The sequence below is a fragment of the Ruegeria sp. HKCCA4812 genome (genome assembly GCF_013034245.1).
Taxonomy (GTDB): domain Bacteria; phylum Pseudomonadota; class Alphaproteobacteria; order Rhodobacterales; family Rhodobacteraceae; genus Ruegeria.
Map to the genome: position 1 here is coordinate 1,381,746 of NZ_WQFQ01000001.1, position 17,306 is coordinate 1,399,051.

17 protein-coding genes and 1 tRNA gene are annotated in these 17,306 nt (G+C 54.9%); 8 read left to right on the forward strand and 10 right to left on the reverse strand.

The window, feature by feature from the left end; translation table 11 throughout:
* Positions 1-675, reverse strand: coding sequence for a TIGR04283 family arsenosugar biosynthesis glycosyltransferase (locus tag GOW04_RS06880; protein WP_171231938.1), 675 nt, complete (start codon positions 673-675; stop codon positions 1-3).
* A 73-nt stretch (positions 676-748) separates the two neighbouring features.
* Between GOW04_RS06880 and GOW04_RS06885 the strand changes: the two genes are divergently transcribed.
* Both GOW04_RS06885 and GOW04_RS06890 read left to right on the forward strand, forming a co-directional pair.
* A complete protein-coding gene (locus GOW04_RS06885) occupies positions 749-1,486 on the forward strand; it encodes a folate-binding protein YgfZ (protein WP_152457472.1) in 738 nt (245 codons plus the stop codon).
* A gap of 113 nt (positions 1,487-1,599) precedes the next feature.
* On the forward strand, positions 1,600-2,541 hold the full coding sequence (locus GOW04_RS06890; RefSeq protein ID WP_171119462.1) for an ABC transporter transmembrane domain-containing protein: 942 nt from the start codon (positions 1,600-1,602) through the stop codon (positions 2,539-2,541).
* A gap of 54 nt (positions 2,542-2,595) precedes the next feature.
* Here the strand turns inward: GOW04_RS06890 and efp are convergent, their stop codons facing one another.
* The gene (gene efp / locus GOW04_RS06895) at positions 2,596-3,159 is read right to left on the reverse strand and encodes an elongation factor P (protein ID WP_152457470.1); all 564 of its coding nucleotides are present in this window, start codon (positions 3,157-3,159) and stop codon (positions 2,596-2,598) included.
* A 218-nt stretch (positions 3,160-3,377) separates the two neighbouring features.
* On the opposite strand from efp, the gene GOW04_RS06900 reads away from it, so the two are divergent.
* On the forward strand, positions 3,378-3,698 hold the full coding sequence (locus GOW04_RS06900; protein WP_037310273.1) for a DUF6280 family protein: 321 nt from the start codon (positions 3,378-3,380) through the stop codon (positions 3,696-3,698).
* An 87-nt stretch (positions 3,699-3,785) separates the two neighbouring features.
* Here the strand turns inward: GOW04_RS06900 and GOW04_RS06905 are convergent, their stop codons facing one another.
* Positions 3,786-4,355: a cobalamin biosynthesis protein CobQ gene (locus GOW04_RS06905; RefSeq protein ID WP_171228415.1), complete on the reverse strand. Its 570-nt coding sequence runs from the start codon at positions 4,353-4,355 to the stop codon at positions 3,786-3,788.
* Between the two features lie 62 nt (positions 4,356-4,417).
* Between GOW04_RS06905 and GOW04_RS06910 the strand changes: the two genes are divergently transcribed.
* Positions 4,418-5,875 (forward strand): cobyric acid synthase, encoded by a 1,458-nt coding sequence (locus GOW04_RS06910; RefSeq protein ID WP_171231939.1) that lies wholly within the window; start codon positions 4,418-4,420, stop codon positions 5,873-5,875.
* Between the two features lie 3 nt (positions 5,876-5,878).
* Here GOW04_RS06910 and GOW04_RS06915 read toward each other — a convergent pair whose 3' ends face one another.
* The 3 genes from GOW04_RS06915 to GOW04_RS06925 all read right to left on the reverse strand — a co-directional run bounded on the left by GOW04_RS06915 (position 5,879) and on the right by GOW04_RS06925 (position 8,892).
* Entirely contained in the window at positions 5,879-6,652 is a 774-nt protein-coding gene (locus GOW04_RS06915) for a hypothetical protein (protein WP_171231940.1), read from the reverse strand.
* Positions 6,653-6,725: 73 nt separating this feature from the next.
* Positions 6,726-8,144, reverse strand: a complete 1,419-nt coding sequence (locus GOW04_RS06920; RefSeq protein WP_171170416.1) for a TolC family outer membrane protein — start codon at positions 8,142-8,144, stop codon at positions 6,726-6,728.
* A gap of 94 nt (positions 8,145-8,238) precedes the next feature.
* Positions 8,239-8,892 (reverse strand): protein-L-isoaspartate O-methyltransferase, encoded by a 654-nt coding sequence (locus tag GOW04_RS06925; protein WP_171231941.1) that lies wholly within the window; start codon positions 8,890-8,892, stop codon positions 8,239-8,241.
* 225 nt (positions 8,893-9,117) lie between these two features.
* Between GOW04_RS06925 and GOW04_RS06930 the strand changes: the two genes are divergently transcribed.
* A tRNA-Cys gene (locus GOW04_RS06930) sits at positions 9,118-9,191 on the forward strand.
* Positions 9,192-9,206: 15 nt separating this feature from the next.
* Here the strand turns inward: GOW04_RS06930 and GOW04_RS06935 are convergent.
* The gene (locus GOW04_RS06935; protein ID WP_371814361.1) at positions 9,207-10,364 is read right to left on the reverse strand and encodes a tyrosine-type recombinase/integrase; all 1,158 of its coding nucleotides are present in this window, start codon (positions 10,362-10,364) and stop codon (positions 9,207-9,209) included.
* Between the two features lie 565 nt (positions 10,365-10,929).
* On the opposite strand from GOW04_RS06935, the gene GOW04_RS06940 reads away from it, so the two are divergent.
* Positions 10,930-11,556, forward strand: a complete 627-nt coding sequence (locus GOW04_RS06940) for a helix-turn-helix transcriptional regulator (protein WP_171231942.1) — start codon at positions 10,930-10,932, stop codon at positions 11,554-11,556.
* Between the two features lie 199 nt (positions 11,557-11,755).
* Here GOW04_RS06940 and GOW04_RS06945 read toward each other — a convergent pair whose 3' ends face one another.
* The 3 genes from GOW04_RS06945 to GOW04_RS06955 form a co-directional block, all read right to left on the reverse strand.
* A complete protein-coding gene (locus tag GOW04_RS06945; RefSeq protein ID WP_171231943.1) occupies positions 11,756-13,135 on the reverse strand; it encodes a hypothetical protein in 1,380 nt (459 codons plus the stop codon).
* 3 nt (positions 13,136-13,138) lie between these two features.
* Positions 13,139-15,289, reverse strand: a complete 2,151-nt coding sequence (locus GOW04_RS06950; protein ID WP_171231944.1) for an ATP-binding protein — start codon at positions 15,287-15,289, stop codon at positions 13,139-13,141.
* Between the two features lie 81 nt (positions 15,290-15,370).
* Positions 15,371-15,589: a helix-turn-helix domain-containing protein gene (locus tag GOW04_RS06955; RefSeq protein WP_171206589.1), complete on the reverse strand. Its 219-nt coding sequence runs from the start codon at positions 15,587-15,589 to the stop codon at positions 15,371-15,373.
* A gap of 75 nt (positions 15,590-15,664) precedes the next feature.
* Between GOW04_RS06955 and GOW04_RS06960 the strand changes: the two genes are divergently transcribed.
* Positions 15,665-16,432: an AAA family ATPase gene (locus GOW04_RS06960; protein ID WP_171231945.1), complete on the forward strand. Its 768-nt coding sequence runs from the start codon at positions 15,665-15,667 to the stop codon at positions 16,430-16,432.
* Positions 16,429-17,274 carry a hypothetical protein gene (locus tag GOW04_RS06965; protein WP_171231946.1) on the forward strand — a complete coding sequence of 282 codons (846 nt, stop codon included), beginning with the start codon at positions 16,429-16,431 and terminating at the stop codon, positions 17,272-17,274. The genes GOW04_RS06960 and GOW04_RS06965 overlap by 4 nt, the downstream gene beginning before the upstream one ends.
* Positions 17,275-17,306 lie beyond the last annotated feature (32 nt).

Here is a 17,306-nt window from a genome sequence, read left to right on the forward strand (position 1 = left end):
TCAGCGACGATACGTCTGCGCCAAAGCTTGCGGGTCAGCCCCAAGAAAGTAACGCAGAAGAGTCCACAGGTTCCGAGAACCGCGCCGAATCCAGCCCGCCCGCTCATACCGCTCCGCACTCGTAAAGGCGCGTGTGTTCAGAACAGTTACCTTTGGCAACACGCGCACCAAAGCCACATCTTCCATCAGCGGCTGGTCGGGAAACCCGCCTGCCGCTTGATAGGTGTGACGCGGAACCAGCAACCCCTGATCTCCGTAGGGCAATCCCAGCATCCTGCTGCGCAGATTGGCCCAGCCAGCCACCCAGGCCGGCGCGATCCCGCGCGCGCGGAACGCCAGCTGAAACGCGGCAGGTTTGGCTGAAGGCAGGTGGGCGCTGACGGTCTCGCTCCACCCCTGTTGCAGCACTGTATCCGCATGAAGAATCAGCAGCCAATCCCCTTTGGCCTGCGCGCACCCTCGGCGCAGCTGGCCGCCTCGGGATGGGGGGCCGGTCACGACCGTCGCACCGGCCTCTTCCGCAATATCCGGCGTGTGATCGGTTGAGCAGGCATCGCTGATGATCAATTCCCGGATCAACCCGGCATGCACCCCTTCCATCAAAGCCCCAAGACATTCGGGCAAAGCGTCGGCAGCGTTGAGGGTCGGGATTACGACGGTAATAGGCGCGGGCACGTCTGATAACCTCTGGTCTTGGCATCGGGACTTCCTATATCACGAGGTCTGAGGAAATGACGAGGACCAAGCCATGCCCACCCGCCGCATTCTGCGCCTGTCCGGCTCGGATACCGAAAGCTTTTTGCAGGATCTGATTACCAACGACATTAAGGGGTTGGACAACGGGCTGGTCTACGCTGCTCTGCTTACTCCGCAGGGAAAGTACCTGGCGGATTTCTTCCTGAAACGAAATGACGACAGAGTTCTTCTGGATGTGGCCGAACACCTTGCGGATGATCTGGTCAAACGTCTGACGATGTACAAGCTGCGAGCGGATGTGACGATCGAGGGAACCGATCTGAACCTGCAACGCGGCACCAAGGCTGCGCCGGAAACCGCCCTGCCCGATCCCCGCCACCCGGACATGGGCTGGCGCAACTACTCCCCCGAACCCGAGGGCGATGATGGAACCGACTGGGATGCACTGCGCGTCCGGCACTGCATTCCCGAGTCAGGCATTGAACTGACCCCGGACAGTTACATCCTGGAATCTGGCTTCGAAGCGCTGAATGGCGTGGATTTCAAAAAAGGATGTTATGTCGGGCAGGAAGTGACCGCGCGCATGAAGCACAAAACCGAATTGCGCAAAGGTCTGCGACGCGTCGTTGTCCAGGGCTCGGCCCCGGTGGGGACCGAGGTCAGTGCAAATGGCAAACCTGTCGGAACATTGTACACACAGGCCGGCGGAAACGGGATCGCGTATCTGCGATTTGATCGTGCAGGCCCTGAGATGCAGGCCGGAGACGCCACAGTGCGCCTGGAGGACTGAGCCCACCTTGTTGCCAAATCGGCACGACCCGCGCATCAGCTTGTATCGAAAAGTTTGAACCCGTTGTCCTGCACTGCCAAAGTGCAGGCAAACAGGACGAACCGGATACCCGCATGTTTCGACTTTATTCCGCGATCTGGCGCGCCAGTGCAGGGCGACAGATCATCCTCATCATGCTGTCCGTCGCAATTGCGGGCCTTGCCGCCGTGCCGCTAGAGTTTCAGCGCGACATCGTCAACCACCTGACATCCGACGATGTCGGGACTGAAAAACTGATCCAACTGGGCATCGGCATGATGGCCGTCATCCTGCTGAGCCTCGCCCTGAAATGGGTACTGGGCTATCGCGCCGGAACCTTGGGCGAAGACATGATCCGGCTGATCCGCCAACGCCTGCTTTGGCGTTCGACCGACCTGAAGGATTCGGACGAAGGCCTGCGCAAAGGCACCATGACCACCGCCATTTCGGCCGAAGCCGAAGAGTTGGGCAAGTTTGCCGGTGGAGCCTTTTCGGATCCGGTCGTTCAGATTGGAACGCTGATCAGCGTCATCGGCTATATCTCGTCCACGCAACCAGGTCTGGGGTTGATTGCGTTGTCAATGATCGTGCCGCAAATCATCATCGTTCTGGTCTCGCAGCGCAAAGTGAACACTTTCGTGGCGGAACGGGTTCGCATTCTGCGCGGTGCCACCGACCGACTGACGACCGAGGATATCGAAGCCGTTGAGCGGGATATCAACATCATGTTCGATGACATTTACGACACGCGGCGGCGGATGTTCCTGTGGAAACTTTCGGCAAAGTTCCTGCTGAGCGTGATCAACGGGGCCGGCACCGTCGGCATCCTGATGCTGGGGGGATATCTGGTCTTGCACGGCAAAACGGATGTGGGCACCGTGGTGGCCGCCACCAGTGGGCTCAGCCGCATTCAGGGACCCACTGCCTTTCTGATCGCATTCTATCGTCAGGTCAGCGCCAATCGTATCAAGTACGAATTGATGCTGGAATTGTTCGGCCCGGATCCAACCCGCTATCGCTATCGACCCAACGCATAAGAAAAGACCGCGCGGCGGGTGCCTGCGCGGTCTGATGCGTAACGTGACGAAACGTCACGCGCGTTCGGAATACTCCATCGTTTCCGTGTTCACGACGATCATTTCGTCCTGGCCGATGAAGGGGGGAACCATGACTTTCACGCCATTGTCCAGCACCGCGGGCTTGAACGAGTTCGCCGCCGTTTGACCTTTTACCACCGGTTCGGTCTCGACGATTTTGCAGGTCACTTTCTGCGGCAGCGTCGCGTTCAGCGCCTCGCTTTCGTAGAACTCGACAACAATGGTCATGCCATCTTGCAGAAACGGACGACGGTCACCCAGCAATTCTGCTGGTAATTCAATCTGTTCGTAGGTTTCTGAATCCATGAACACCAGCATTCCGTCGGATTCGTACAGGAATTGCTGATCCTTTTGCTCCAGACGCACGCGTTCGACTTTGTCCGCCGAGCGGAAGCGTTCGTTCAACTTCGAGCCATTGCGCAGGTTGCGCAGCTCCACCTGTGCAAAAGCTCCGCCTTTGCCCGGCTTTACATGGTCAACCTTGACCGCTGCCCACAGGCCACCGTTATGCTCAAGCACATTGCCGGGGCGAATTTCGTTCCCATTTATCTTGGGCATTACATAAATCCTTCACAAACGGTTGATGCATCAGTTGCGGTCCCTATATCTGGCGGGATCACACCTGACAAGACAACGACACCTAGTGCTGCAGGTGCAGCGAGCCATGCAAGTGACGCAACGCAACTATGCATTTTAGCTGTATCCGAATCGCACCTAATCGGTCATAAGGACCCTCACGCCGAAAATGCAAGAGCAAGAACAACAAGGAAGACGAGATGAGAGATTTCGTTGACGGCACTGCCTTTAACAATGAGCAAGGCAATCGTGCGCGCAAACTTTTCGCGGCCGTTGTCCTGGCTGCGCTTGATGATGCTATCGCCGATGACAAGAAATACGGCAATGGCCCCGAACAAATCGCCCGCTGGGCGCGTTCGCGCGATGGGCGCGAAGTTCTGTCCTGCGCAGGCATTGACCCGAACGAACGGGTCGTCAGCGGATTGATGGAATTCGTTGGACGCGGCGTCCGTACCTCGGTCGCCCTGTCGCGGGAAGAAAGCGAACGCCGCAACGCTGCACAGCAGGCCGAAGCTGCCTGAACCAAGGTAGATTTGGATTGAACAAACGCGCTCTGCCTATCAGAGCGCGTTTTTCTATGCCTGATCGACAGGCATGAAGCCAATGGCTCAAAAGAACAACAGCCATTGCCGCACCACCCAGAATTCAGCCGCCAGCATGGTTGCGAACAGGGCTTTGCCCCAAACCGGCAATCCACGCTGCCAAAGCAGAACATATGCGGCCAGACAGACAAAGGCTGACACCGGAGCCACCCACAATGCATGATGGTCGCTGTCCCAATAGCTGACAGGGCTGTGGAACACCCAGTCGCTGATGGGCCAGAACTGTGGCCGTCCGTCGCCCGCATGAAGCAGGAAATCTGTCGCAAGATGCAACAGACCCGCCGCTGCACCGACAGCCAGAACATGCCAACCTCTCCAGACTGCCAGCAAGAATGCCAGCCCCCAGAGGATAAAGGAATTGTCTATGGCGAATACGGTCTGCCACGCCGGGGAAAAGTAAAGCTGCCCGAAGACCACCTGCTCGGGGATGCCCAGAACAAACAGGGACACGCCCGCCATCACGTACAGGGACAGATCCGGCAATAACGCTCCCACGAGCGCGGCCCAGAGGATACGTCCTTGCGGCGGCCGGGCGAACACGGCAGCCCCGATCAAAAGATGCGCAGGCGTATTCATCCGGGGCTTTCCCTTTCGGCTCAAATCGGATCATCTGCGCCCAGACTTATAGGAGACAAGGCATGGTTCGCGCCATCATGATTCAAGGGACCGGCAGCAATGTCGGAAAATCGGTTCTGGTGGCGGGGCTGGCGCGCGCCTACACGCGCCGGGGCCTTCGGGTCGCGCCGTTCAAACCGCAAAACATGTCGAACAATGCAGCCGTCACTGAAAACGGTGGCGAAATTGGCCGCGCACAAGCCCTTCAGGCCCGTGCGGCAAAGCGGGAAACGCACACGGACATGAACCCTATTCTGCTCAAACCCGAGACGGATACCGGCGCGCAGATTATCGTTCAGGGGCAGCGCGCCGGCACGATGAAGGCCGGTGACTATCGCAAGGACAAATCCAAGCTACTGGGCGCAGCGCTGGAAAGCTTTGACAGGCTCTGCGCCGACGCTGATCTGGTTCTGATCGAGGGCGCTGGCAGCCCGGCTGAGACCAACCTGCGCAAAGGTGACATCGCCAATATGGGATTTGCCTGTGCAGCGGACATTCCTGTTGTTCTGGTCGGGGACATCCATCGTGGCGGGGTGATTGCGCAGATCGTTGGGACTCAGGCCGTTCTGGACGAAGGCGACGTGGCGCAGATCAGGGGTTTTGCCATCAACCGTTTCAAGGGCGACGTGTCCCTGTTTGACGAAGGCCGTGATGACATCTCGGCCCGAACAGGCTGGCCCTGCCTTGGGGTTGTGCCCTGGTTTCACGACGCCTGGAAACTGCCGGCCGAAGACATGATGGACATCCGTTCCCATACAGGCGGCGCGTGCAAGGTCGTTGTGCCCCAACTGGAGCGTATGGCCAATTTCGACGATCTCGATCCGTTGTCTGCCGAGCCCGGCGTGAGCGTCGAGGTCATTCCAGGCGGACGTCCCCTGCCCGGCGATGCGGATCTGGTTCTGCTTCCCGGCAGCAAGTCCACGATCGGAGATCTGAGCTATTTTCGTGCACAGGGCTGGGATATCGACCTGTATGCCCATGTTCGCCGCGGTGGACATGTCCTGGGGTTGTGCGGCGGCTATCAGATGCTGGGCAAGACCATTTCCGATCCTGATGGCGTGGACGGCCGGCCGGGCAAAGTTGATGGATTGGGGTTGCTGAACGTCGATACCGTAATGGGCGGGCAGAAACAGGTCATCCTGCGTTCCGCCCATGCCCTGCCAGACCGAGAGCCGGTCAGCGGATACGAAATCCACATGGGCCATACCGACGGCCCTGACCGCGCCCGTGCATGGCTTGAGGTCGAAGGCAGACCAGAAGGCGCCGCCAGCAGCAACGGCCGGGTCAAGGGCAGCTATTTGCACGGAATTTTCTCGTCAGACGCATTTCGTGCCCGCTATTTGTCAACGCTGGGCGTGACGTCGGACATTGCCTACGAAGACGGAGTAGAGCAGGCGCTGGATGATCTGGCCGATCATCTAGAGCGCCACATGAATCTTGACCTGATGCTGAGCCTGGCACAGCCACCACAGCGCGGCTGAGTCTTATCCCAGATCTTTCGCGGCGAGCGCGCGCGCAATTTCCCGCCGCACCATTTTGCGCACGTTTCGCGTAATCCGCTCGCCCATCGCGCCTTGCAACTCCTGGCGGACAACTTCCGCGATCAGCTCACGCAATGTTTCTTCATCCAAATCCGTTGTCGAAACGTCTTCAACGACTTCAGTGGCACGATCGGATTCAGCCGGTCGTCCCGCCCGGATGAACTCTGCGTTTTGTACCGAAGCGGACTCGGGCTGAGGATCGTCCGTATCTTCCTGATCAGTCAGAACGACGGTCCTTGCGGCCGCAAACTCCTCTTCGACGTTCCACGGCAGGGAATGCGTCGGTGTGCCGGAATAGGCGTCTGCGCTGTCGCCATCCGGCTCCCATTGATCCTCGGTTTGCGCAATCGCCGCTTCCAGCGCTTCGATCTTGGCACTCAGGCTGATCGCGGGATCATCGGTTGAGCCAGTTTCCGCGGAATGCCCCTCGGTCGCGTCATCCGCAGTGTTGGCAGGATCACCTGCCCTGACGATGTCACAGGCACGCAGCAGCATCGGCTTGGCCGAGTCGGCAACATCAGGAGACGGCTTGGCGGGCATGATCTCGGGCTGAGCGGGTTTGCTGATGCGCAGCGCGTCCGTCAGCACTAAGCGCCCCGGCTTGCGCGTTGCACCCTGTTGATCCGAGGAGGATTTACCGCGACTGTCTTCACTGACCAGACGTTTGACCGAAGACAGAACGTCTTCGATCCCTGCTTTCACGACATTATCAGACATTGTTCTCTACCGCTCTATCGTTGGATCGAGTGTAGCCAAACAATCCGAGCCCTACAACAAATAGTATTGCCGGTCAGTCCCGACGCAACGCTTTGAGGACTCGATCCAGATCCTTGCTCTGTTTGCTGACACGCGCGGGGGCTTTCTTGACCAGATTATAGTACAAAGTCGGGTCATAGATCTGAACCGCCAGGCCAAGACGTTCTGCCGTCAAAAGGCCCTGCGCCTGCAGCAGCTGATACGCTGCGCGGGATCGTTCCGTTCGCGACGCCACTTCGGCCAGCTGCGCGTCCAGCAAATCCTGCTGAGCATTCAGAACGTCCAAAGTGGTCCGGGCACCCAAGGTCGCTTCTTCCCTGATGCCATCAAATGCCACCTGCGATGCGCGAACCCGTTCCGTCGATGCCCTGAGGCTGGCACTGGCTGCCTGGAACGCTGCATACCGGTCCGTAACGCCCTGTGTGATATTCTTTTGTACGTTCAGAAGATTCGCACGAGACGCATCCCGATTTGCCATAGCGCGCCGCACATTCGCGGCCAACCGGCCACCGGCGTAAATCGGCTGTGTAAAGTCCAGCGACACGGTCGCGTCGTTCACATAGTCGTTGTTATCATAGCTTTCACGCACACCCGCATCAGCATTCAAACTGACATTCGGCCCAAGGTTGGCCCGCTGTTGCTGGACAATCAGATCAAAAGCGCGGACCTGATGCTGCGCCGACAGAATCGCCGGGTGGTTGCGTTGCGCGAGGCTGATCGCTTCTGCCTCACTCCGTGGAAGATTGGGCAGGCTGGGTTGACCGGCCGTCCTCCCTGGCGCCTTGCCGACCGCATTGACATATTCAGCCTGCGCGATGCTCAGTTCACCACGAGCGACCGCCAGATCAGCTTGAGAACTTGCCAACTGCGCCTCGGAAAGCGCCACGTCCGTTCGCGTCACTTCGCCAACTTCGAAGCGATCATTCGATGCGCGAAGCTCTTCCGCCGAAACATCCACGTTGTTCTGGCGAATTGCGACTGTTTCTTCCTGTAGCAGCACGCCCAGGTAAGCATTTGCAGCGCGGATAAGCACCTGTTGCTCAATGTCGATTAAGGTTTGCCGGGTCGACAGAACCGTCTCCTGCGCCGATTGCTTGCCCAGAACCGAAGCGCCACCATCATACAAAAGCTGAGTTAGCCCCAGACCGGTGAAAAACCGGGACGGCTCGGTCGTTGTGACCACATTGTTGGTCCGAGACCGGGTATAATCCTGGCTGACCTGTACAGTCCAGTTGATGATTGGCCGCAATGCAGAAAGCGCGATTGCCACGTCTTCATCTGCCGCGCGCAGCAGCGCCCGGTTCTGCTCCAGCAAGCCGCTTGTATTATACGCGCCGATGAAGGCGTCTGTTATGTTGTCAGCCCACACCGGACGCCCTGGCATAACGCTGATGGCAAGTCCTGCGGTCACTGCGAATGCCCTGACCAGCTTGCCTGTCGCTGAACCACGCATACCGAAATCCTCTCAAACGAAATTACACTGCCCTGAAAGCAGTTTGCGGTCTTCTTTTCAACTAATCAAGGCGCCAGCAGAATCTATCGGCGAACTATAGCGAAAATGCACACTCCGCCGAAAAGCTCTCTAGTATCGGTGCACTGGCGTTGAACGCATCCCGCCAGCTGACCCGGCCTCCGGTCTTTCGACCGATCCGCACAGTTCCAAGATTGCCTTCAACAAACAGGCATGCAATCCGGCCATGTTCCTTGAGCTGATCCAACAGAGCGTCGGGAATCCGTTCAACACCGCCCTGCACCATGATCGCATCGTAAGGACCGTGCTCAGCCGCACCCTGCTCCAAAGGACCGACGTGGATAATGGCATTGTCCACATCGGCCTCAGCCAACAGGCTTTGCGCCTCGGACGCCAGCGAGTCGTCGCTTTCCACACCAACAACCAACTGGGCCATACGCGCGGCAACCGCAGTGGAATACCCCGTTGCCGGCGCGATATCGAGAATCATCTCGTCGTTCGAAATGTTGAGCGCATCCAGCATTTTAGCAAGCGTTCTCGGCTCGAGCATACAGCGCCCGTTGCCCAGATCGATCACACTGTCGGCATAGGCGGCCTCACGCTGTGCGTCAGGCACGAAGTTTTCGCGCGGGACGTTCAGCATCGCCTCAATGATCGGGAACTTTGTAACATCCGAAGGCCGGATTTGCGTATCAACCATAGTGCGGCGCCGGGCAGCGAAATCTGTCATAGGATCTCTCGAGTCATTCCCAAAGTTACCCGGCTTTTGCCACATCCTGAAACGCCCAGCAACGGCCCTGTTGACGCAACCCCCCTACGCCCATGCGTTTGCGGTTGCGGGCTTCGGCAAATTTCAATCTCGTCGACAAAATTGCGCGCAATCCTCTGGACGCCCCTTGGGAAAGCTGCTAAAACCCCACGCACACCACGGCAAGTATTTGATTTTACTTGTAAAGGCGAGTTGGCGGAGTGGTGACGCAGCGGATTGCAAATCCGTGTACACCGGTTCGATTCCGGTACTCGCCTCCATTTACTTTCAGTCACTTAGCCCTCTCCTCTGTTTGCCCCATTGGGGCCGTTTACAATAGCGTTTACAGTTTTGTCCTCACGGCGCTGCTTTTCGCGCTCCAGTAAATCGAGGACTTCCGCACTCTCAGCAGGTGAAACGGCGGCATAATGTTCGATCACAGCGGCGGCGTAGCGAAGCGACCAGCCCATGTGATTTGCGATTTGGTTAAGGCCCAGGCCTGCACGCAAGAGTCGCGTTGCAGCCGTTCCGCGCGTATCTTGGAGCCTGAGCGTCGGATCGCTCAGCCTGTCGATAATGCGAGCCCGGTAGCGTGCGATAGCTCGACTTGCAGATGTGGGCTTGAGCGGTTTGTTCCGATCATTGACCAACAAAACAAGCTGATCCGCCGGTGTTTCATCGATCAGTTGCCGAAGTTCAGGCGTCACAGGAATATGTGCCACACGCCCCCTCTTCTGCGTACGAACCCGAAAACGATCGATTCCATCGAAGCTTTCAAGGTTGCCCCGCGTCAATCGCACAAGATCTGCAGGCCTAAGCCCGGTTTCGCATGCCAGCGTCATCACGCGTTGCACCCAAGGCGGTGCGGCTTCTTTGAAATACCTTTGGTCGGCGTCCGTCCAAACGATCTCTGCCCGGTCTACTGTATAGATGCGGTGGAGGCGATCGCAGAAGTGCGCCGCAATCTTTCCTTCATCCCGCGCCCAATTGAGGATGCGCACCGCGACTGTGCCGGCGTAGTCATGCTGCTTTGGCGAGTCTTTCCACGTCGCCCTCCACTCGTTGAGTTCACCCCTAGACTTTGGGTTTTCCCAAAGTTTCGCGGGATCATCAGCGAACTCCGCTGCAAAGCGCAGAGCCCATTTTCGATAATCCGCTTGTGTGCGTTCGCCCTTCGGCATTGCAGTACTATCGAGAAAACCGTCCACCATCTCGGGCGTCATGTATTCTGCGGCAAACCTGAACTTTGCTTTCTCGGCAAAAGCTATAAGAAACTCAGGTTCGCGAGGCTCCTTAACGGAAGACTCCCAGAATTTCGGGCCTCCGCCACGCCAAGCGTAAAAATGAAATTTCACGCCTTCCACGGTATCGCGGCGAACACGATGCACACCCTTTGGCAAGCTACTGCGCGGCACGTCTTGCCCTCCTTTGCGCAACAAAATCAACTTTATCACTTTGCATCTCATCTACGCTTTGCAGACCCTGTGCTTGATCCAATCTTAGACGGACGAGTTTGGGATCAAAAAAATTCGGGTTCCGCCTCAACGGGATGATGTCCAGAGACCGACAGAAGTTGCGGAATGCATCGTTCGGAGCAGCAAATCCAAGCGCGGCTGCAAGATCGTTAGATGATACTAGCCTTATATCTTGAGAGCTGCTCGACACGGAAAAACTAGCCTCTTGTCTGACTTGCAGAGGCTGAAGCTTCAATGCACATGAGCGCCTCGATGTGACTGGAGGTGAGCATCATAGCTCGACCAAGTGAGTAAAACTGCCCATGCTCACGAGCCAGGCTTCGAAGAGCTCGCGCAGAAACAGAAGCGCCGGATTTCTGCAGTCTTTTACACCACTCTTCAGGTGTTGCCATATCATCGATTGCAATCAAAGCTGCATCCTCCAAACTGCGTCTAACCGCAAGTTTCTACAAGTTTTTGTGCGATACCAGTGGTAAAATACCCGCTGTTAAAGTTAAGCTCTATTTGAGCACAAGTGTGCGCAACCAAGGGTAGGACTTCTCCAATGGATCGCGACTTCAAAACCCAATTTAAGGCAAAAATTGTAGCCGAGAAGAAACGTCGAACCCGAAAACTTAACCAACACCGAAAGAGCGGGTCTTCGGATTCCTTTCCATATCTTCAGAAAGAGGATGCAAATCGACGCAAGGCAAATCGCAATCGCATCTGCGTTTCAGAAGGCCTTACCAAGTGCCGAAAGATGCGGAAACAAAGTCAGACCGAATTTGCTGAGTTTTTGGGGATATCAAGACGTGCATTGGTGAACTACGAAAACGGAACGAGGCCCGTCGGCAGTGATATTCTTGAAAAACTGCTATCAGATGAACGCATCGATCTACACAGTGTATTTGATTTAGCTCCGGAGCCAGTGCCAATTCGGGATCGACTTCAGATTGCGGAACTGACGGTTAATCTGTTAGCCGCTTGCCTCAGACAACACCCCAACGCCGATTTGAATGATCTGTTTTCTGCGGTTAAGCACCCAGTTGGTTGGTGGCCGAAGTCCACGAGAACGTCGTCACAAAACATTGAAAAGGCTGCCACAAAAATCTTAGATCTCTTGGATCAGGAGTATTTGGAGCTACACTCTGATGACAATCACACAGTACAAAACAGTGAAGCCAACATTTGATCCAACTAGCCAAAACGTCGCCGTGGCGCCACCGACAACAGCAAATCTGATTTCCGTATCAGCCTACTGCCGGAAGCCCAAACTCGCCCATCCACATCGGAGTTTTTCTCTCTAACATTGCTGTTAACTTGTGCCGCGTGCTTCTAACTCGAATACTTTGGGATACAGTAAACTTCTGGTCATCGGCGAACAACCTAACTCAGTCGTCGGGACTCATGGTGAGAATACCGGGTCTTGAAATGTGGCGAGCAAATTCTTGTGTCAACTTTGAAGCCAATTCCTCCCTCAGCCGATAGACCGCATTCCAGTTTGTAACATCTCCCCGTTTCGCGCTGAAAGTACAATTTAGGAAGACAGACAGCTTGCCCGGCACCAAGTCGTCGCCAACCAAAATACTGGGTGTCTTCCACTCTAGTCCAGATTTGCTGCTCTTCTTCGCATGGAGTTTGGCGCTATCGACTTTAGAGCCATCAGCGTTTTGGTATGGCCATTCCAAAGCTAAAAGGTAAAGCAAAGGACCATCCTTAGGCTGTGCATGGTCGCATGAAGCCCCAATCTGGACGAGCCGCAAAGCACACTTTTCCCAATCCTGTTCGTGCATTCCGAAGAAGGTGTCTTGGCGGAATTTTTCGACCGAGAGATCGAACAAATCGCTCAAAGTATTTTGCTCATTCTCAAATGGAAATTCGATAACCGCGCCTAAGTCAGTGGGTAGTATTGGCGCGCTATTGGGCGAAGTGGCTCGAGACACATGGATGGCTGTATTGATTGCGGCTTGCACTGGAATAGACGCAAATTTATCAGGGTGGGACACAATAGCGCTTTTCCAAGCGTCTCCCGCATCACCTTGTGGATCATGTTCGGTAATCCTATCCGCCAGAATAGGAACCAAAACGTGGTTGATTGCCTCTCTTGGGTTTTCTTCGGCCCGATCAATACCTGCTCCCGCCTGGGACAGCCGATAGAGCACATTTCCCAGCTCCTTGCTGAAATCATCGGAAGAACGCTTGCTCATCGGCACTAAGTTCACGATTGACCTTAGAACAGCGCCAGCGGCAACAGCGACGTCAGTCTCCCAGCTCAGAAGTGCTTTCATTTGTGGGTTCTGGGAAAGCCGACTTACTATATCTTCTTGAAGTTTAACAGGATTTTTGACCCTTCCATCGTTTGTGTCAATGTACTCACCCTTCTGAAGCGCAGCAAAAAACACTGGTAAGTAACGGGCTTCATCACCTGTAAAGCGCTCGAAAAGACTGGCTTTTAAGGTCTCCAAATCTGGCTCTTCAGCCCACAAGATTAGACCATACGGGCCGCTATCGGGGCAGATAACTTTGGTGATGACATCCTGTATCGCAGTAACGGCAACCTTGTTGTCCGCGGTTCCGAAAGTCGCCCCTGTAACAAGGTTCTGATCTAGAAAAAGGATTCTTGTACCGGGCAACGCAGTCCACTCACCCACGGCCTCGTCTTCGTATAGTTTTGAGTGACAGTCTATTCGAAGCGAATCCAGTGTTTCCTTGATACCTCTCAAATGATGCTCTTTGTCGTCCACGACGACAAACTTGGAATGCAGAAACATCAATTAGTCCTTCAAATCAGCAAATTGGAGCGCAATAATCGCCCCCTCAAATTCATCAGGCACATCCGCTTCTAAAAAGTCAGGAAACACAAGCGCCCCATCGTTTAATTCCATAACCATATTTGCGTAGTAGAGCCCCATGCCCATACCTTCAGGCCTTCTTGTATAGAATGGGCGTACTAGTTCAGAGGGCGCGTCCCGGAACCCCGGTCCAGTATCAGCGATGATGACAGCTGGACCGCCTTCGAAATCCTCGTCAATGCCTATGTATAGTGCGCGTCCAGTATCGTCCTCGTTCGGCCACTTAGCCCGCATCCAATAGATCGCATTGTCGATGATGTTCGTAATCGCACCCAAGGTTAAGCCATAAGAACAAGACACTGTAACTTCGGGGGCGTTATCTTCGACAGCTGGGCAATTCAGACGTACGTTATGATGCCTGAAACGAATTTGGTTCAAGTCTCGCGCGCGTCGGATGAGTTTCCTCAAATCCACGGGCTTGCGATCCTTCTTGCGTAACAGGTCGGAGAACCCGTCGAGAAGCTTCATCATCTCTTCGACTTGAGATGCGACATTTTCCATCTCAGGATGGTTTTCCATGTTTTTGTACAGAGACCTAACTCCTTGTTCGATCTCGTGAAAAACCACGGCTAAGCTGGTCCCTGAGATACCAGTAGCCAAAAGTCGGTTCTTCATTTCAACGTATTCATGCTCTATGCGATCCAGCAGTGGATCAATCTTGCCTGAAAGGTTGTTTTTGCTGGCGATAACCCGAATCTTTGAGACCGGCTCCATAATACTGCGGACCTCGGGGTCTTGGACGTCGCCTAAGAGCTCTCTTATAGCTTTACGGTCAACTTCGCGTTCTCGTTGAAGCGGGTCGATCGCTCCCAACACTACTTGCTTAAACCGTTCGTAAGCATCATTTTCAATGAAGCCTTCACGATTAGATTTCTCAACTAGACCAGGACTTCCATCCTGATCTATCGAAACGTGCCCTACCACGATATTGCGACTAAGCCCTCTTGTTGGATTGTTAACCCGCTTCAAATCCAAGCCCAGCCAATCATTGCTTCGTTCACCATAGTCGTAAACACGTATTCCATCTCGGTAGACACGGATACCTCCGTTTTCGTCCAAGAAGTCTTTGATTAGCTTTGTCTCTCCCATCTGTTTTGCAATGCGGGGTGACAGATCAAAAACGTAAAACTCCCCAGAGACCGGCCCAATACCTTCGATTGTCGTTAGATCAGCAATCACCTTTCGCAGGGTGGTGGATTGCGCTTTACCACTGAAAAGCGGATCGTCGTCATCGGCTTCATGAGGTGGCACAAGTAGTGAAACCTCTTCTTCTTCGACTTCGCGTGCTTGACGCTGGATTCCCGGAATTCCTCTGAACAAGTAGTGGTACTCGAAGTTCTCACCATCAAACTTGAAGGTGTATTTCCAGGGCGCTCGTTTTAGCAATTCTACTGGATCAGGCAGCCGCTCTATCCATTGTGGAACATCTGGCACCTGAAGAATTGCTTTGAAGTCGTCTCTTCCGACTTGGCCGAATGGCGATGAAATGGATGTGACTTGACGATACAGACGGCGTATCTCACCTCTAGTCCATCGTTTTTCACGCAGCTCCAATATTTGTAGCTCGGTGCCGGTCTTCTCGCCCGTGAAAACCTCAGGTTCGCGCAACTCGATGTCGACTTCAGCATCAGAAAGAAACTCGTGCTCGATCATCTTATTCCAGTCAATATCGACCACGACTTCTTGTTCGCCCGCAGCGCGGGTTACCATGCGTATTTTGTTCCCAAGCTTATGCACCGACAGTCGACCTAAACCCTTGGATCCGAGAGGCAATCGGCCCTTTGCGGTTCGCTCTTTCTTAGCCAGCTGTTTTTCTTTGTGATCGTGAGCGATTACGAGCCAAATATCTTTGACTGTTTCTGGTGACATTCCAGTGCCATCATCCGAAACCCGAATAGATGGATGCTCGCTACCAATTCCAGCAATTTCGACTACGACTTCTGAAGCATCGGCATCATATGCATTTTTAACTAGTTCGAATACGGCTAGGCGGGGTGTACCAATTAATTGATCACCAAGATGTTGAAGCAGTCGAGCACGTGGCCGAAAGTGCCTATCAATTTTGGCTTGCATGGGTCTCTAATATTCCCTTTTGGGCGAAACACCCTTTTCCACAAGTACTTACGCGTTCCCTTTCCAAATAGCCAGCCGCCTTCAGTTTTGATCTCTGGGCTCAACCAGCTCGACATGGCTAACTTCAAGAGCCTGCGAAAGTTCATACAAAGTGATGATCGTAGGATTCCTTCGGCCTCGCTCCAATCCGCTTAAGTATTGCTGACTAAACCCGGAGCGAGCTTCGATGTCCTCCTGTGTCAGGCCTTTTTCCCTTCGCAATCGGGCGAAGTTTTGTCCAACTAATTTGCGCATATCCATGCGCTGGACGATTGTGGATTACATACTTTAATGTTATCAACTATAATATGTATTTGGTTAACAAGGACATGCAGTATGCACACCATCACCATTCATGCAGCAAAGGGCGGGTCCGGGCGGACGACGGCAGTTATGGCGTTGGCGTCGGGATTTCTGGCTTTGGACAAGCGTGTGATGGTGATGGATTGCACCAGTCAGACCTCCAGGGGCTCAAATTGTAAGGACCCTTCCACATTACAGACATGGCTGACTGCGATGGAGGCCTGTCGGTTACGGTCGCCTCAACTGGAATTGGTTGAATGCCCAACAGACGAAAGTGTGGAAGATGCCTTAGCTGCCGCCGCCACGCGCGGCTTTGACATCGTCCTGATCGACACACAGGTCTATCCTGAAGACGCCGTGTCGATGGCACTTGCGAAAGCTGATTTGATTGTTGTGCCCGCTACAGGCCCGATAGAGGCACGCTTCTCATCACAGAGCATCAATGAACGATTTGACTGCCCCGAACACATCATTGGCCTGATGACCGGCCATCGCCATGGCGCAGCCGAAGCTGCTGAGATCCGCTCGGCGTTTGGTACGCTTCCCGCATTCCACTCAGAGCTCCCTGGCTCCGAAGCGCTGGCTGAACAGATCCTGCATGGCGACGTTGCTCATTTTACCTCCATGCTGTCCTGTAAATCCGGCCAACCGGGATATGCCCGATATCGCGAGGCGCAGGCAGCCTGGTCCGAAGTGATTGCACTGACCATCGAACTTCAGTGGGCCCTGCGAGGCCTGCGCCTTGAAGCTTTCGAAGGTGACAACTCTCCCTTTTCCTACATCAGAAAGTCCGTTGCATGATCCGTTTTGCATTTGCGCTTGCTTTTTGCCTCTCGTTTGCCTCCGCTGGGTTCGCGGAAGATACCTTGACCGCTGTGCCCGCGCCTGCAGAGCGCCCATACCCCTATGAGATCCTCGGCCTTCAGCCCGGCGATCCGCTTGATGATGTTCTGGGCGTTTACGCGGAACGCAGCGACGCTGACCCCACAAGCGAGAGCGAAGTTCTGAGGATTCAATCCCCTGATGGCGCAGTGTTTGAGTTCACCTATCAGCTATATTCCCGCATTGGAGATGTCGGCATCAATGGACGCCTCGCCAAAGCTCCTCAAGATCAGATAACTGCACGGCTGTCTTCGGATGTGATGGAGCAGCGCCCCATGGCGATCTATCGCAGCATTCGCCAGCCGAGTGACGAATTGCCCGAACCACTGGAGCTGAAAGCCCAGATTGAGGAGACCTACGGGCCACCCTCTCGCGTTGAGATCAACGGACGCGACATGGTGCTGATCTACGCCTGGAGCACGGACGGTTTCATTTCTGACCTCGATGCGCTTGGGCCAATAAGACGTGAGGAAACGACTAGCTCGGGCGGTAAGCTCATTTCTGAGTATGAGCTGTGTGGCTCGGCTCAGCATTATCGCAACACTGTCGAGTATCGGTTTAAGTATCCGCGCGACAAGCTGATCAAACCGGGCTGCATCGCAACGTTCAAAGTCAGCTATCGTGGTGAACCCGGCATGACCTCCATCACCTTCTCTCTTGAAGATTATGAGCTCGGCCGGATGCACACCGAAGAGCTGGATCGCCAGATTGTCGACACGCTGACCGGTGAGGAGGTTGAAGCCTCGGACATGGATCTGTGATTTCCCGGATAGTCAGGCGGACGCAAAGCCGC

Excerpts from the sequence above, each read along its gene's own strand:
- GOW04_RS06885 (WP_152457472.1), top strand. The coding sequence starts at position 749 with ATGCCCACCCGCCGCATTCTGCGCCTGTCCGGCTCGGATACCGAAAGC.
- GOW04_RS06890 (WP_171119462.1), top strand. The coding sequence starts at position 1,600 with ATGTTTCGACTTTATTCCGCGATCTGGCGCGCCAGTGCAGGGCGACAG.
- efp (WP_152457470.1), bottom strand. The coding sequence starts at position 3,159 with ATGCCCAAGATAAATGGGAACGAAATTCGCCCCGGCAATGTGCTTGAG.
- GOW04_RS06900 (WP_037310273.1), top strand. The coding sequence starts at position 3,378 with ATGAGAGATTTCGTTGACGGCACTGCCTTTAACAATGAGCAAGGCAAT.
- GOW04_RS06905 (WP_171228415.1), bottom strand. The coding sequence starts at position 4,355 with ATGAATACGCCTGCGCATCTTTTGATCGGGGCTGCCGTGTTCGCCCGG.
- GOW04_RS06910 (WP_171231939.1), top strand. The coding sequence starts at position 4,418 with ATGGTTCGCGCCATCATGATTCAAGGGACCGGCAGCAATGTCGGAAAA.
- GOW04_RS06915 (WP_171231940.1), bottom strand. The coding sequence starts at position 6,652 with ATGTCTGATAATGTCGTGAAAGCAGGGATCGAAGACGTTCTGTCTTCG.
- GOW04_RS06920 (WP_171170416.1), bottom strand. The coding sequence starts at position 8,144 with ATGCGTGGTTCAGCGACAGGCAAGCTGGTCAGGGCATTCGCAGTGACC.
- GOW04_RS06925 (WP_171231941.1), bottom strand. The coding sequence starts at position 8,892 with ATGACAGATTTCGCTGCCCGGCGCCGCACTATGGTTGATACGCAAATC.
- GOW04_RS06940 (WP_171231942.1), top strand. The coding sequence starts at position 10,930 with ATGGATCGCGACTTCAAAACCCAATTTAAGGCAAAAATTGTAGCCGAG.
- GOW04_RS06945 (WP_171231943.1), bottom strand. The coding sequence starts at position 13,135 with ATGTTTCTGCATTCCAAGTTTGTCGTCGTGGACGACAAAGAGCATCAT.
- GOW04_RS06950 (WP_171231944.1), bottom strand. The coding sequence starts at position 15,289 with ATGCAAGCCAAAATTGATAGGCACTTTCGGCCACGTGCTCGACTGCTT.
- GOW04_RS06955 (WP_171206589.1), bottom strand. The coding sequence starts at position 15,589 with ATGGATATGCGCAAATTAGTTGGACAAAACTTCGCCCGATTGCGAAGG.
- GOW04_RS06960 (WP_171231945.1), top strand. The coding sequence starts at position 15,665 with ATGCACACCATCACCATTCATGCAGCAAAGGGCGGGTCCGGGCGGACG.
- GOW04_RS06965 (WP_171231946.1), top strand. The coding sequence starts at position 16,429 with ATGATCCGTTTTGCATTTGCGCTTGCTTTTTGCCTCTCGTTTGCCTCC.